The sequence below is a fragment of the Microbacterium sp. genome (genome assembly GCF_031180975.1).
GTDB lineage: Bacteria > Actinomycetota > Actinomycetes > Actinomycetales > Microbacteriaceae > Microbacterium.
Map to the genome: position 1 here is coordinate 48,408 of NZ_JAPSLI010000007.1, position 13,977 is coordinate 62,384.

A 13,977-nucleotide genomic window follows, 5' to 3' on the forward strand; every position below is an offset into this window, starting at 1 on the left:
CGCGCCGGACGCCCTGGGGTCAGCGCCCGGCGCGGGAGTCGCCGAGCTCCTCGCGCAGCCCCGCGTTCTCGTCCTCGAGGTCGAGCACCCGGCGGATGCCGGCGATGTTGATGCCCTCGTCACGCAGGTCGGTCACCCGGCGCAGGCGGGCGATGTCGTCGTCGCTGTAGCGGCGCGTCCCGCCGTCGCTGCGCGACGGCGTCAGCAGTCCCTTGCTCTCGAACAGGCGCAGCGTGGCCTCGGGCACGCCGGTCAGCTGCGCCGCGACGGCGATCCCGTACACCGGGGTGCTCGACTCGCGTTCCACCATGCAGATTTCCTCGCTCAGATCTTGAAATTCATCTCGATTTGACCTATAACAAATCTACACCCTGGGATGCAGATATGGCATCTCCCCGACACCGCCCCCACCAGGGGCCCGCACGAAAGGAGAACACACATATGGCTATGACATTCGATCCGATCAGTCAGCTCGACCGTTTCGCGGCGAGCGTGCTGGACTCCGTTCGCGCACCGCGCGTCATGCCGGTGGACCTGTTCCGCGACGGCGACCGCTACGTCCTGACAGCCGACCTTCCCGGCATGGACCCGGGTTCGATCGACGTCGATGTCGACGGTTCGCTGCTGTCCATCCGCGCTCAGCGCACGGGCGACTCCCGCGAGGGGGTCCGCTGGCTCGCACGCGAGCGCAACGCCGGTACGTTCCTGCGCCAGTTCACGCTCGGTGACGGCCTGGACGTCGACGGCATCAGCGCCTCGTACGAGAACGGCGTGCTGTCCGTGGTGATTCCGGTGAGCGAGCGGGCGAAGCCGCGCAAGATCACCGTCGAGTCCTCCGGCAAGCGCGAGGCGATCACCGCCTGATCCGAAGGTCGCACCGACCGGGGTGGGACCGGGCGCCCCCGGCCCCACCCTCTCCCGCCCGCATCGCACTGGAAGGAGAACACGATGGCCCCGTCCCCCACCCTCGATCGCTTCCTCGCCGGTATGGAGTATCCCGCCACCCGCGACGACCTGCTCCGCGAGGCGGCGCGCGACGGACTCCCCTCGAGCGATGTGCACGCCCTCGCGGCTCTCGCCGACCAGAGCTACGGCGCGCGCTGGATGGTCCGCCGCGCCCTGGCATCCGCCGACCGTGTCCGCGAGACGGACCCGACGCCGGCCCCGGCAGCGGCATTGGCCGCCGCGTAGCGGACACACGAACGTGCGCCCCCGCGGGCTCGTCCCGCCCGCGGGGGCGCCAGGGCGTCCGCGCGGGAATGCCGGCGTCGCCGACGCGGTTGCATTCCGCGATGAGCATCCCCGCGCTTTCCGTCCTCGACCTCGTCCCGGTCCGCACCGGCCAGACCAGCGCTCAGGCGGTGACCGCCTCCCTCGCTCTCGCGCAGCGCGCCGACGAGCTGGGCCTGCGCCGCTATTGGTTCGCCGAGCACCACAACATGCCCTCGGTGGCATCCACCGCACCGCCGGTGCTGATCGCGGCCGCGGCCTCACGCACCCGCCGGATCCGCGTCGGATCCGGCGGCGTCATGCTGCCCAACCACGCCCCGCTCATCGTCGCCGAGCAGTTCGCCGCGCTCGACGCCATCGCCCCCGGTCGCATCGACCTCGGCATCGGCCGCGCACCCGGCAGCGATCCCGTCATCACGCAGCTGCTGCGCGCCTCCGGCGCCGCCGGCGATGTCGAGCGGTTCCCCACGCACGTGCAGGACATCGCCCTGATGCTCCGGCCGGAGGGCGCGACCGTGCAGTTCACCTCGGGCGGCGAGTATCAGGTGAGGGCCACGCCGTCGGCATCCGGCGCTCCCGAGATCTGGCTGCTCGGGTCGAGCGACTACTCCGCGCAGCTCGCCGCCTCGCTCGGGCTGCCGTACGTGTTCGCCAACCACTTCTCCGGGCACGGTCTCGAGCGTGCCCTGCAGCTGTACCGCCAGGAGTTCCGCCCCAGCGAGACGCTGTCCGAGCCGCGCACCTTCCTCACCGCGAACGTCGTCGCGGCCGGCACCGCCGAGGAGGCGCACGAACGCGCTCTGCCGCAGCTGCGCATGATGGCTCGGCTGCGCACCGGCCGTCCGCTCACCGCCCTGGAGACGGTCGAGCAGGCCCGTGACGGGCTGGCCGCGGCGGCGGATGCCGATGAGCAGCGCCTCATCGACGGCATCCGCAGCACCTGGTTCATCGGCGAGACCGCCGCCGTCGCCGCCGATCTGGCGGCGTTCGCCGACCGCCACGGCGTGGACGAGGTGATGATCTCGCCGGTGGCCGGCGCGTACGCCGACGAGCCGCTGGATGCCGCACCGGGCCGCGTGCAGACGCTGGAGCAACTCGCCTCCTGAGCGCAGAACCGGTGTGGGACACTCATCCCATACCGGCGCCGCGCCGCCCGTCGTGACGGCGACGCGGCGACGGCACCCGATCCCGGCTTCGAAGGAGAAGTCCATGAGCACACCCGATCCGGATGCCGTCGCCGCTGCGGCATCCGCCATCGTCGAGGCGTTCGCCGCCACCGACACCGACCGCTACTTCGCCGCCTTCGCCCCCGACGCGACGTTCGTGTTCCACACCGAACCGCACCGGCTCGACAGCAGAGCCGAATACGAGAAGCTCTGGGCCGGGTGGCTCGCCGACGGCTGGCGGGTGACGTCCTGCACCTCGCACGACCAGCATGTCCAGGTGTTCGACGGCGGCGCCGTGTTCAGCCACACCGTGCACACCTCGGTGCAGACGGCCGACGGCCCGGAGTCGTACCGCGAACGCGAGAGCATCGTGTTCACTGTGGGCGACGACGACGCTCTCGTCGCGGTGCACGAGCACCTGTCCCCCCTCGGCGGCTGACCCGAGCCCGCCCTCACCGAAGGAGCCACACCGACGTCGCTCTACTCCCGCCTCGAGCAGCGGCTCCAGGCGCAATCCGACGCCGCGGGGCCGGTCCGCGGCACCTACTCGACCGGTCGGCTGTTCATGATCTGGCTCGCCGCGAACCTCGTGGTCACGACCCTGCTGACCGGCACGCTGTTCATCCCCGACATCCCGTACGGGCTGGTGCTGCTGCTGATCGTGGCGGGCACCGTCGCCGGCGCCGCTGTGCTCGTCGCGGTGGGCACCATCGGGCGCCGCACCGGCCTGCCGACCATGGCGCTGACCCGCGGACCGTTCGGCACACGCGGCAGCCTGCTGCCGGTCACCGCCAACATCGTCATCCTGATGGGGTGGAGCTGGGTGCAGGCGATGCTGGCCGGCCTCGCGCTCGACCACATCGTGCAGACCTTCACCGGCTTCTCCAGCCCGGTGCTGTTCGCCGTGCTGTGCCAGACCGTCGTGGTGATCCTGGCGATCTTCGGGCACGCCGGAGTCGCACGCGTGGAGCCGTGGTTCGCCGTCGTGATCCTGGCGATCGCGGCGTACATCTTCATCGTCGCGTTCACCTCGTTCAGTCCGGCGGACTTCGCCGCGATCGAGCCGACTCCCGAACCGTTCTACTCGGCGGGGCTGGTGTTCGACGTGGTGCTCGCCACCGCGATCTCCTGGACGGTGCTCGCCGCCGACTTCAACCGGTTCGCCGGCAGCACGCGGGCAAGCATCGTCGGGTCGGGCGTGGGGTACACGCTGTCCACGGTGATCTCGATGTCGCTGGGCGCGACGGCGATGGCGTACGTGATCCTGCGCGGCGGGGAGGCGATCCCGTTCGATCCGGTGACGATCATCCAGCCGATCGGCTGGGTGTTCGGCGTCGCGATCTTCCTGTCGGTCATGGCGACCAACACAATGGTCGTCTACGGCATGGTGACCACGACGGTGAACGCACTTCCCGGCACGCACATCCGGTTCCTGCCCACCGCCCTCGTGCTCGGGGCCATTTCGATCGTCGGTGCGACGTTCTTCGGGCTGCTGAACCAGTTCACGACGTTCCTCGTGACGACCGGCGCGCTCTTCGCCCCGATCTTCGCGATCATGATCGTCGACTACTACGTGATCAAGCGGTCCGCGTACGACCACGACATCCTCCGCTCGAGAGGCGGGCGGTACTGGTACACGGGCGGGGTCAACTGGCTCGCCGTCGGCTCCTGGGTGATCGGCGCCGTGCTCGCGTACGTGTGGGCGTACGTCTGGCCGCTGCCGTTCGGGTCGACCGCTCCGGCGTTCATCGTCACCTTCCTGGTGTATCTGCTGGTGTCGTGGCCGGGCCGCCCGAAGGACGCGGTCGCCCCGATCGGGAACCTGGCCGAGTCGACCGCGCCGGGAGCCTGAGCCGGTGGCGCTGCGGGACCTGAGCCATCCGATCCGCGACGGCATGATGGTGTACCCGGGCGACCCCGCGGTGAGCGTCGGCCCGGCGCTGACGCTGGCCGCGGACGGCGTCGCCGTGGCGCGGATCGGGATGGGCTCGCACACCGGCACGCACGTCGACGCCCCGGCCCACACCGTGCCGGGCGGTCGCACCATGGCGGACGTCCACCTGGATGAGCTGGTGGGAGACGCCGTCGTGCTGCGCGTGCCGACGGCCGCGGAGGGTCGGCCGTACGGGTGGGACGAGCTCGTCTGCGAGGGCGGGGTGCCGCCCGAGCTGCCGCCGATCGTGATCATCGACACCGGGTGGGCGCGGTGGTTCGGCGGGGAGCGCGCCCTGCGGCATCCGTTCCTGCGCCCCGACGCCGTACGCGAGCTGATGCGGCGGGGGATGCGCGTGCTCGGCGTCGACACGCTGAGTCCGGACCCGACCGATGCGGCGAGCGTCGACTTCCCGGTGCACGAGGTCGTGCTCGGCGGCGACGGCCTGATCGTGGAGAACCTGCGCGGCCTGGAGGACCTGCCGCCGCGCGTGCGGGTGGGGTTCTTCCCGCTGCGGCTGGACGGCGACGGCGCGCCGGTGCGGGCGGTGGCGTTTCTGTAGCGTCGTTCGTCCTGCACCGCAGAGCGGGTGCGGCGAGTTCTCCCCAGACGCTGGGAACGAGCGGATGCCGGACAGCCGACCCCTTCATGATGGGTCGATGCGCCACCGCGTCCCGCTGCCCGAGCACCTCGGATCGTCGTTCGTGGTGGCCGACGCGCGGGCGGCCGGGGTGGGACGGTGGCGTAGCAGCACGCCGGATCTGCATCGTCCGTTCCGCGGGGTGCGTTCGGTGGCGGTGCCGGACACGTTCCTGTCGACGGTGCGCTGCTACCAGCCGCGGATGCTGCCCCACCACCGGTGCGTGGGCTGGACGGCGATGCGGCTGTGGGGTCTGCCGGGGTGCCGGCGGTGGACCAGCACCGAGCGCGTCGAGATCGCGGTGCCCCGTGATGCGGCGCCCCCGCGCGGACCGCGCGTGAAGGGCCGTCGCCTCGACGCGGGGCGCGCGCAGACCTGGAAGGTGCACGGCACGCCCACCGTCGACCCGATCGCCGCGCTGTTCACCGTCGCCCGTGAACTGACCGTCGACGAGGCGGTCGTCGTGATGGACGCCCTGTTGACCGCAGCGGACAACTACCCGGGGCTGCTTCCCGGGCGGCCTGCGTTCACGCGAGCACAGCTGGAGAAGCGGCTCGCGCAGTGGCAGAGGTTTCCCGGCTCGGCCACGATCCGCGACGCGTTGCCGCTCGCCCGGGAGAGGGTCGAATCGCCGAAGGAGACGGAGACCCGGCTGATGCTCGTCCGGGCCGGACTCCCGGAGCCGGTCGTGCAGCACGAGGTGTGGGATGGTGCCCGGCTGATCGCACGGCCGGACCTGTCGTATCCGGACCTGAAGATCGCCATCGAATACGAGGGGGACGGGCACCGCACCGATCCGGCGCAGTGGCGGCGCGACATCCAGCGTCAGCGCGACCTCGAGGACCGGGGCTGGATCGTCATCCGTCTGACACAGCGCGACCTCCGCGAGGGGCGGGATTCTCTGCTCGCTCGCGTCCGCGGGGCGATCGCTTCGCGCACCCGCTGAGCGCCGCCGCGCCCGGCATCCCGGCATCCAGGCATCCGCTCATGGGAGCCGAACGCAGGCGCGAGCGCCTCCCCACCAGCCTTACGCTCCCACGCTAAGCCCGCGTTCTACGCTTCCGGCTCGCCGGCGATCAGGCCGCGCAGCCAGTCGCGGGCCTCGACGAACACCTCGTCGGCGTAGCGTTCCGGGTACTGCACGATGCGGCGGTCGGCGCGCGGATACGACCCCAGGAACACCACGCTCGGGCTGAACCGGCGGATGCCGAGGACGGCATCCGCCATCCGCTCGTCGAGGATGTGCCCGTCGGCGTCCAGCACGAACCGGTATCGGCCGAGCTCGTCACCGATGGGGCGCGACTCGATGAGCGACAGGTTGATGCCGCGCGTCGAGAATTGCTCCAGCAGCTCCAGCAGGGCGCCGGGGTGATCCTCGGGCAGCTCGACGATCAGCGAGGTCTTGTCGGCGCCGGTCGGCTCCGGCGGCCGGGTGGTGCGCGTGACGAGCACGAAGCGGGTGACCGCGTTCTCGTTGTCGCCGATGTCCTCTGCCAGCACCGCGAACTCGTGGTGGCGGACGATGCCGGGGGCGGCGATCGCCGCCTGCGCGGGCAGGGTGCCGTCGAGGATGCCGAGAGCGGATGCCACATTGCTGGCCGCCGGGACGTGCGAGTGCCGGGGCAGGTGCCTGCCGAGCCAGCCGTGGCACTGCGCGTACGCGACCGGGTGCGCCGCGATCACGTCGACGTCGTCGAGCGCCGTACCAGGGGCGCCGAGAAGCACGAAGTTCACCCGGACCAGGTACTCGCCCACGATCCGCAGACCCGGCTTCGTGGCGAGTGCGTCGAGGGTGGTGGAGACCCCGCCCTCGACGGAGTTCTCGATCGCGATCATGGCCGCGTGGCTGCGTCCCTCGAGCACGTCGGCGAGCGCCTCGCCGACGTTGTGCACGGGCCGCCAGTCGTGTCCCCTGGCCTCTGGCACCTGGTCGAGCGCGGCTTCGGTGAACGTTCCGGCGGGGCCCAGGTAGCTGTAGGTGCGGCGTTCGGTCACGGCGCCAGCCTAGTCGGCCGCGCGGGCAGCTTCGTCCCGGCCGGATGCCGCACGACTGCGACGCGCGGCGAGGCCGAAACATCCATGCTCCGATGGTGCGCATTCGCCGCGCGCGGGGCAGACTATCCGCATGACGAGCCGTGCCGGCCTCCCCGCGGAGGAAAAAGACCTCATCGACGTCGACGAGCTGATCGCCGCCTACTACGACCGCCGCCCCGATCCGTCGGTCGCCGCGCAGCGCGTGGTGTTCGGCACCAGCGGTCACCGCGGCTCCGCGCTGTCGTCCAGCTTCAACGAGGACCACATCCTCGCCACCACACAGGCCATCGTCGACTACCGCCGCGAGCAAGGCATCACCGGTCCGCTGTTCCTGGGCCGTGACACGCACGCGCTGTCGCTGCCGGCCGAGCGCAGCGCGATCGAGGTGCTCATCGCGAACGGCGTGGACGTGCGCGTCGACTCGCGCGACTCGTGGGTGCCGACGCCCGCGCTCAGTCACGCCATCCTCGCGTACAACCGCGGCCGTACGACATCCGACTCCGACCGGGCCGACGGCATCGTCGTCACCCCCAGCCACAACCCGCCCCGAGATGGCGGATTCAAGTACAACCCGCCGCACGGCGGCCCGGCCGACACCGACGCCACCGGCTGGATCGCCGCCCGCGCCAACCAGTTGATCGAGGCGGGCCTGGAGGGCGTCAAGCGCACCCGCTACGCCGACCTCGATGCCGACGCGATCGGCGAGTACGATTTCCGCGACGCCTACGTGCGCGATCTGCCCTCGATCATCGACGTCGAGGCGATCAAGCGTGCCGGCGTCCGCATCGGGGCCGATCCGCTCGGCGGAGCCTCCGTCGAGTACTGGGCGCTGATCGCCGAGATGCACGGCCTCGACCTCACCGTGGTGAACCCCGAGGTCGACCCGACCTGGCGGTTCATGACGCTGGACTGGGACGAGAAGATCCGCATGGACCCGTCGTCGCCGAGCGCGATGGCGTCGCTGGTCGCGAAGAAGGCCGATTACGACGTGCTCACCGGCAACGACGCGGATGCCGACCGGCACGGCATCGTCACGCCGGATGCCGGGCTGATGAACCCCAACCACTACCTGGCGGTCGCGATCGACTACCTGTTCTCGCACCGCACCGACTGGCCGCGGGATGCCGCGATCGGTAAGACCCTGGTGTCATCGATGATCATCGACCGGGTCGCCGAGTCGCTCGGCCGCCGGCTGCTCGAGGTGCCGGTGGGGTTCAAGTGGTTCGTGCCCGGCCTGCTGGACGGGTCGGTGGCGTTCGGCGGCGAGGAGTCGGCCGGTGCGTCGTTCCTGCGCATGGACGGCTCGCCGTGGTCGACCGACAAGGACGGCATCCTGCTCTGCCTGCTCGCCGCGGAGATCCTCGCGGTGACCGGCAAGACCCCGTCGGAGCGCTACCGCGAGCTGGAGGAGGCGTTCGGGTCGTCCGCCTACCAGCGCGTGGACGCCGCGGCCAGCCCCGAGCAGAAGGCGGCGTTGTCGAAGCTGGCTCCGGATGCCGTCAGCGCGACCGAACTGGCCGGCGAGCCCATCACGGCGAAACTGTCGCACGCCCCCGGCAACGGGGCGGCCATCGGCGGCCTGAAGGTGCAGACCGAACACGCGTGGTTCGCAGCCCGCCCGTCCGGCACGGAGGACGTGTACAAGCTGTACGCAGAGAGCCTCCGCGGCCCCGAGCACCTCGCCCAGGTGCAGGAGGAGGCGCGGGCCGTCGTATCGGCGGCGCTGGGCGGCTGAGCCGCACGGCCCGACCCTTCACACTTCGGGGGTCGGATTCACAGCTGACGGACGATTCCGGTGAGAACGTCCGACAGGTGTCATCTCGACCCCCGAAGTGTCACGTACGACGCGGAACGCCGCGAGGCGCGAAGCAGTGCGCGGGGCGGCTGAGGCGCGCTGTCAGTCGCCGCCCGGCGACCCCAGCAGTTCACGCACGCGGCTGGAGATCCGGTGGAACTCCGGCGTCTCCAGCACCGCCGCGTAGTCGCGCTCGGCGGGCAGATCGACCCGGTGCTCCTCGAGGATGCGGCCGGGCCGTGGGCTCATCACGATGACGCGGCTGCCCAGGTACACGGCCTCGGCGACCGAGTGCGTGACCAGCAGCACCGTCGTGCCGGTGCGCGCCCAGATCCGGTTCAGCTCGACGTTCATCTTCTCGCGCGTGAGCGCGTCGAGGGCTCCGAACGGCTCGTCCATCAGCAGCACCCGCGGCTCGTGCAGCAGCGCGCGGCACAGTGACACGCGCTGCTGCATGCCGCCGGACAGCTCGTGCGGCAGGGCCTTCTCGAAGCCGGTCAGGCCGGTCATCTCGATGAGTTCGTCCGCCCTGCGCTGCGCCTGCTTCATGTCCAGACCGCGCATCTCGGCCTGCAGCAGGATGTTCCCGCGCACACTGCGCCACTCCAGCAGCGCCGCACGCTGGAACACGTAGCCGATGTCCTGCCGGGGGCCGGTGACGTCCTCGCCGTTCAGGCGGATCCGTCCCCCGCTGGGAAGGGTGAGCCCGGCGACCGCCTTCAGCAGCGTCGACTTGCCGCAGCCCGACGGACCGGCGATCGTGATGAACTCGCCCTGCTGCACGTCGAGGTCGACGCCCTCGAGCGCGGTCACACGGCCGCGCTTGGAAGCGAAGGTGATCGAGACGTCGGCGATCTCGAGGGCCGCCGTCGTGGTCTGCGTCGTCATGTGCGTGGCCTCCTGTTGCTGCTGCACCGGCATCCGCTCTTTCCCGTCACTCGCCGGGTGCGAACGAGGCGTCGAAGTACGTGTCGATGTCGCCGTCACCGGAGATCAGGCCCGCTTCGGCGAGCACCTCGAGCGTGGCCTGCCAGTCCTCCTCGGCGTTGGTGCCCGGCGCCTCCCCCTCTGTGGCGGGGGTGCTGAGGAGCTTGACCGTCTCCTGCCACTGGTTCAGCAGCACGTCCTTGGCCGGCATCTGCGGGTCCTTGCCCTCCATCGACGCGACCGCGGCCTCGGGGTCCTCCTGGGCGGCGGCGAACGCCTCCGACGTGGCGGCGACGAGTTCCTTCACCAGCTCGGCGTCGTCCTTGATGGTGTCGTTGTGTGCGATCAGCCCGTTGCTGAAGAAGTTCAGACCGGCATCCGAATAGCGCAGGTAGCTGACGTCCTTGCCGCTCTTCGCGGCGATGTTCGGGCCCTGGTCGTGGGCGAAGCCGATCAGGCCGTCCACCTGGTCCGACAGCATGGCGGCGACCTTGCCCGCGGCGTCGAGGTTCTGCTGCTTGACGTCGGACTCCTCCAGTCCGACCGCCTCAAGGTACATCGGGAACGTGGTGGTCGGCGCGTCACCGGCGGACACCGCGATGGTCTTGCCCTTGAGGTCCTTGGGGTCCTCGATGCCGGAGTCCGAGAACACCTGCACCGCCGACGGCGTGGTCTGCAGGAAGACGCCGACGCTCTTGATGGCGACGCCCTTGTCGATGTTCGCCAGCACGGCGGGGGTGTCGGCCCAGCCGAAGTCGACCTGCTTCTGCCCCACGGCCTGCGCGGTCTTGGTCGAGCCCTGACCGGCCTTGATCGTCAGGTTGATGCCGTGCTCCTCGAAGATCCCCTGCTCGACGCCGTAGTAGAACGGGGCGTGCTCGCCGTACGGGTACCAGTTGAGCATGAGCGTCACGTCGGTGAGCTCACCGGAACCTCCACCTGAGCCGCCCGCCTCTCCGCCCGGGGACGAGCCGCCACAGCCGACGAGGGCGAGGGCGGAGGCGGTGACGACGGCGATGGTGCCGAGGACGGATGCTGACTTCTTCATCAGTTCTCCCAGTGTGTTCGGTACGCGTCAGAGACGCACTGTGGCGGCGGCGACGTCGCGCTTGGACGCGTGCCAGGGGATCAGAAATCGTTCCGCGATCTGGATGATCGCGAACAGGAGCACACCCATCAGCGACATGATGATGAGCGCCGCGAAGAGCATGGCGGTGTCGAGGTTGCCGTTGGCCTGCAGGATCACGTAGCCCAGGCCCTCGTTCGCGCCGACGAACTCGCCGACGACGGCGCCGGTGACCGCGAGGGTGGCGGCGACCTTCAGGCCGGAGAGCAGCTCCGGCAGCGCCGCGGGCAGGCGCACCTTCAGGAACGTCTTGAAGCGGCCGGCGCCCATCGTGGAGGTGAGCTGCAGGATCTCCGGGTCGACCGACCGCAAGCCCGCGAGGCCTGAGATCACGACCGGGAAGAAGGCCATCAGCACCGCGACCAGGATCTTCGGCGAGGTGCCGAAGCCGAGCCAGACGATGAACAGCGGGGCGATCGCAATCTTCGGGATCACCTGCGCGAAAAGGATGACCGGATACAGCGTCTGCTCCAGGCCGCGCGAGTACACCATGATCACCGCGACGAAGAGGCCGACGACCACGGCGATGACGAATCCGACGATCGTCTCGTAGGTGGTCACCCAGGTGTGCTGGGCGAGGTACGCCGCGTTGTTCGCGAACGCCGCCCAGGTGTCGCCCGGCGACGGGATGATGTACGGCTGCACCCACTTGAGGGCGGTCACCACCCACCACACGATCACGAGGGCGATCACGAAGACGACCGGATGCCAGTTGCGCGCCCACCAGCGACCCAGGGCGTTCTGCTCCGCGCCGCGGTTCTGCGCGACCGCGAGCGTCATGGTGGCGTTCGGTGCGGACATCAGGCTCCTTGACATCTTCGTCGTGGCATCGATTTCGGGAAAGCGTATTCCCGTCGGTACAGCGAGTGTATGTCGCGCGTCGCGAGGTGTCAATTCGCGGACACGGCGACGGGCGGCCGAGCCACCGGAGGCGGCTTCACGCGTCGCGCGGGTGTTCAGCGGCCGCGGGCGAGCAGCTCGCCGGCGGCGCGCAGCCACCGACCCGGGTCCGTGAGGGACGCCTCGGCCGAACCAGCCAAGTCGGTGAGCGAGGCGGATGCCGCGAACAGCGACGTGTCCGCATCGGGCGCGATGCGCCCCGCGACGAGCAGCGCACGCGCCCCGGCGTTCCCGGCAAGGCCTGCGACGAACGAGGGGACCTTGCCGTCGCCGGACTGCCCGTCGTACGACCCCTCCCCGGTGATGACGATGTCCGCCTCCGCGACGGCGCCCGGCAGGTGGATGAGCCGGGCGACCTCGCCCGCGCCGGGGAGCAGCCGTGCTCCCCATGCGAGCAGCGCTCCCCCGACGCCCCCGGCGGCACCGGCGCCCGGCGTCGCCGCGTCGAGGCCGAGCAGGGCGGCGAGGCGTTCGAGGGCGGCGTCCACCGTGGCCCGGTCCTGGCCGTCGACGAGCCCCTTCTGCGGACCGAACACCGCGGCGGCGCCGCGGGGGCCGGTGAGGGGGTTGGTCACGTCGGTGAGCACGAGGGTCTCCGGCGCGCGGCGCACCGCCGACAGGTCGATCGAGTGGATCCGGCCGAGCCCCCGCGCTCCGCGCGGCACCTGCTCGCCGTTCTCGTCCAGGAACCGTGCGCCCAGCGCGCGCAGCATCCCGGTGCCGCCGTCCGTCGAGGCGCTGGAGCCGATCCCCAGCACCAGCCGCGACACGCCATGATCCATGGCCGCCGCGATGGCCTGGCCGAACCCGGTGGAGTCCGCGTCGAACGGACGCAGATCGTGCAGCAGCTCGATCCCCGAGGTGGAGGCGAGGTCGACCACCGCGGTGCCGTACGGCGCCTCATCGGATGCCGGAAGCAGCAGCCAGTCGGCATCCACGGCGTTGCCCGCCGGGCCCTCGACGCGCACCGGCATCCGCCTCGCACCTGGTACCGCCGCCTCGAACGCGGCGACCGTCCCCTCGCCGCCGTCCGCCATCGGGCGCAGCACGAGGTCGGCGGCGAGGTCGACCGCGGCCCAGCCGTCGGCGATGGCCTGCGCTGCGGCGGCAGCGCCGATCGAGCCCTTGAAGCTGTCGGGGGCGATGACGACCCGGGTCATGGCGCCTCCTTCCGTGGGGGCGTGCTGGCGCGCACCAGCACTTCGAGGGGGGCCTCGGATTGCGTCCACTCCCCGTCGACGGCGGCACGGAACGCCTGGTATCCGAGGTCGCTGAGCGGCACCCGCACCGTGGTGAGCTGCGGCGTGACGTCACGACTCACCGGCACGTCGTCGAACCCGCACACCGCGATGTCCTCCCCGACGGTGCGCCCGCCGTCACGGATCGCGGTCATGGCGCCGATCGCGACGACATCCGACAGCGCGAACACGAGAGTGCCGGGCTCAACTCCTTCGGCGAGCGCGGCGGCCATCATCTCGGCGCCGGACTCGTGCTCGAAGCCGCCGCGGTGGATGCGCAGGATCTCGCCCCCACCGGCCTGGAACCCGGCGGAGAAGCCGCCGAGGCGGTCGTCGGAGGTCCGCACGCCCTCGGCGGCGCCCAGCCCGATCGCGCGGCGGTAGCCGAGGGAGGCCATCTCGCGGCCGAGCTGCTCGGCGCCGTCGCGGTTCCCGATCGTGACGCTCCGTTCGCCGCCGGGGCCGAACGTGACCGTCCGGGCGCCGAGCGCGCGGAAACCGGCCAGCTCGGAGACGGTCGCGGCCTCACTGTCGCCGGTGCGCGACGCCGCCAGGATCACGCCGCGCGGACGCTGTCCGCGCAGGGCGCGCAGGATCCGCGCCTCGCGCGTGAGATCGCGTTCGGTGATCGCGATGGTGACGATCAGCCCGTGCTCGTCAGCGCCGCGTGCCACGCCGGAGGCGATCAGCCCGAAGTACGGGTCGGCGATGTCGGCGACGAGCAGAGCGATCACGGCCGAGGTGCCGCGCGCGGTGGCCTGGGCGGACAGGTTGGCGGTGTACCCCAGCTCGGACGCGGCGCGCTCGACGCGTTCGCGGAACGACTCGGCGACCTTGCGCTCCGAGCCGTTCAGCACCCGCGAGGCGGTGGCCAGCGAGACTCCGGCGGTGCGCGCGACGTCGTGCAGCGTCGGCGACGACGGGCGTAGGCGGCGCGGGTCAGCAGTCATGACCCGAGCATATCCAGCGGGGGGGCGGGTGGAAGTGA

General features: G+C 71.0%; 15 protein-coding genes. 8 read left to right on the forward strand and 7 right to left on the reverse strand.

Annotated elements, in window-relative coordinates:
* Positions 1-19: 19 nt before the first annotated feature.
* A complete protein-coding gene (locus tag RIF65_RS10850; RefSeq protein ID WP_309065555.1) occupies positions 20-310 on the reverse strand; it encodes a MerR family transcriptional regulator in 291 nt (96 codons plus the stop codon).
* Positions 311-441: 131 nt separating this feature from the next.
* Here RIF65_RS10850 and RIF65_RS10855 point away from each other — a divergent pair, with 131 nt between their 5' ends.
* The 7 genes from RIF65_RS10855 to RIF65_RS10885 all read left to right on the forward strand — a co-directional run bounded on the left by RIF65_RS10855 (position 442) and on the right by RIF65_RS10885 (position 5,915).
* On the forward strand, positions 442-864 hold the full coding sequence (locus RIF65_RS10855; protein ID WP_309065556.1) for an Hsp20/alpha crystallin family protein: 423 nt from the start codon (positions 442-444) through the stop codon (positions 862-864).
* Between the two features lie 84 nt (positions 865-948).
* On the forward strand, positions 949-1,191 hold the full coding sequence (locus RIF65_RS10860; protein WP_309065557.1) for a DUF2795 domain-containing protein: 243 nt from the start codon (positions 949-951) through the stop codon (positions 1,189-1,191).
* A 101-nt stretch (positions 1,192-1,292) separates the two neighbouring features.
* Positions 1,293-2,336 carry an LLM class flavin-dependent oxidoreductase gene (locus RIF65_RS10865; protein ID WP_309065558.1) on the forward strand — a complete coding sequence of 348 codons (1,044 nt, stop codon included), beginning with the start codon at positions 1,293-1,295 and terminating at the stop codon, positions 2,334-2,336.
* Positions 2,337-2,439: 103 nt separating this feature from the next.
* A complete protein-coding gene (locus tag RIF65_RS10870) occupies positions 2,440-2,835 on the forward strand; it encodes a YybH family protein (protein WP_309065559.1) in 396 nt (131 codons plus the stop codon).
* A gap of 120 nt (positions 2,836-2,955) precedes the next feature.
* Complete coding sequence (locus RIF65_RS10875) at positions 2,956-4,248, forward strand: purine-cytosine permease family protein (protein ID WP_309065661.1); 1,293 nt, start codon at positions 2,956-2,958, stop codon at positions 4,246-4,248.
* A 4-nt stretch (positions 4,249-4,252) separates the two neighbouring features.
* Complete coding sequence (locus tag RIF65_RS10880) at positions 4,253-4,891, forward strand: cyclase family protein (RefSeq protein WP_309065560.1); 639 nt, start codon at positions 4,253-4,255, stop codon at positions 4,889-4,891.
* A gap of 97 nt (positions 4,892-4,988) precedes the next feature.
* On the forward strand, positions 4,989-5,915 hold the full coding sequence (locus RIF65_RS10885; RefSeq protein WP_309065561.1) for an endonuclease domain-containing protein: 927 nt from the start codon (positions 4,989-4,991) through the stop codon (positions 5,913-5,915).
* A 107-nt stretch (positions 5,916-6,022) separates the two neighbouring features.
* Here RIF65_RS10885 and pheA read toward each other — a convergent pair whose 3' ends face one another.
* Positions 6,023-6,964, reverse strand: coding sequence for a prephenate dehydratase (gene pheA, locus RIF65_RS10890; protein ID WP_309065562.1), 942 nt, complete (start codon positions 6,962-6,964; stop codon positions 6,023-6,025).
* 130 nt (positions 6,965-7,094) lie between these two features.
* On the opposite strand from pheA, the gene pgm reads away from it, so the two are divergent.
* On the forward strand, positions 7,095-8,738 hold the full coding sequence (gene pgm, locus RIF65_RS10895; RefSeq protein ID WP_309065563.1) for a phosphoglucomutase (alpha-D-glucose-1,6-bisphosphate-dependent): 1,644 nt from the start codon (positions 7,095-7,097) through the stop codon (positions 8,736-8,738).
* Between the two features lie 162 nt (positions 8,739-8,900).
* Here pgm and RIF65_RS10900 read toward each other — a convergent pair whose 3' ends face one another.
* The 5 genes from RIF65_RS10900 to RIF65_RS10920 all read right to left on the reverse strand — a co-directional run bounded on the left by RIF65_RS10900 (position 8,901) and on the right by RIF65_RS10920 (position 13,939).
* Positions 8,901-9,686, reverse strand: a complete 786-nt coding sequence (locus RIF65_RS10900; protein WP_309065564.1) for an ABC transporter ATP-binding protein — start codon at positions 9,684-9,686, stop codon at positions 8,901-8,903.
* A 46-nt stretch (positions 9,687-9,732) separates the two neighbouring features.
* The gene (locus RIF65_RS10905) at positions 9,733-10,773 is read right to left on the reverse strand and encodes an ABC transporter substrate-binding protein (RefSeq protein ID WP_309065565.1); all 1,041 of its coding nucleotides are present in this window, start codon (positions 10,771-10,773) and stop codon (positions 9,733-9,735) included.
* Between the two features lie 27 nt (positions 10,774-10,800).
* Positions 10,801-11,652, reverse strand: a complete 852-nt coding sequence (locus tag RIF65_RS10910) for an ABC transporter permease (RefSeq protein ID WP_309065566.1) — start codon at positions 11,650-11,652, stop codon at positions 10,801-10,803.
* Between the two features lie 155 nt (positions 11,653-11,807).
* The gene (locus tag RIF65_RS10915) at positions 11,808-12,911 is read right to left on the reverse strand and encodes a glycerate kinase (RefSeq protein WP_309065567.1); all 1,104 of its coding nucleotides are present in this window, start codon (positions 12,909-12,911) and stop codon (positions 11,808-11,810) included.
* The gene (locus RIF65_RS10920; RefSeq protein ID WP_309065568.1) at positions 12,908-13,939 is read right to left on the reverse strand and encodes a LacI family DNA-binding transcriptional regulator; all 1,032 of its coding nucleotides are present in this window, start codon (positions 13,937-13,939) and stop codon (positions 12,908-12,910) included. The genes RIF65_RS10915 and RIF65_RS10920 overlap by 4 nt, the downstream gene beginning before the upstream one ends.
* Between the last annotated feature and the right edge of the window lie 38 nt (positions 13,940-13,977).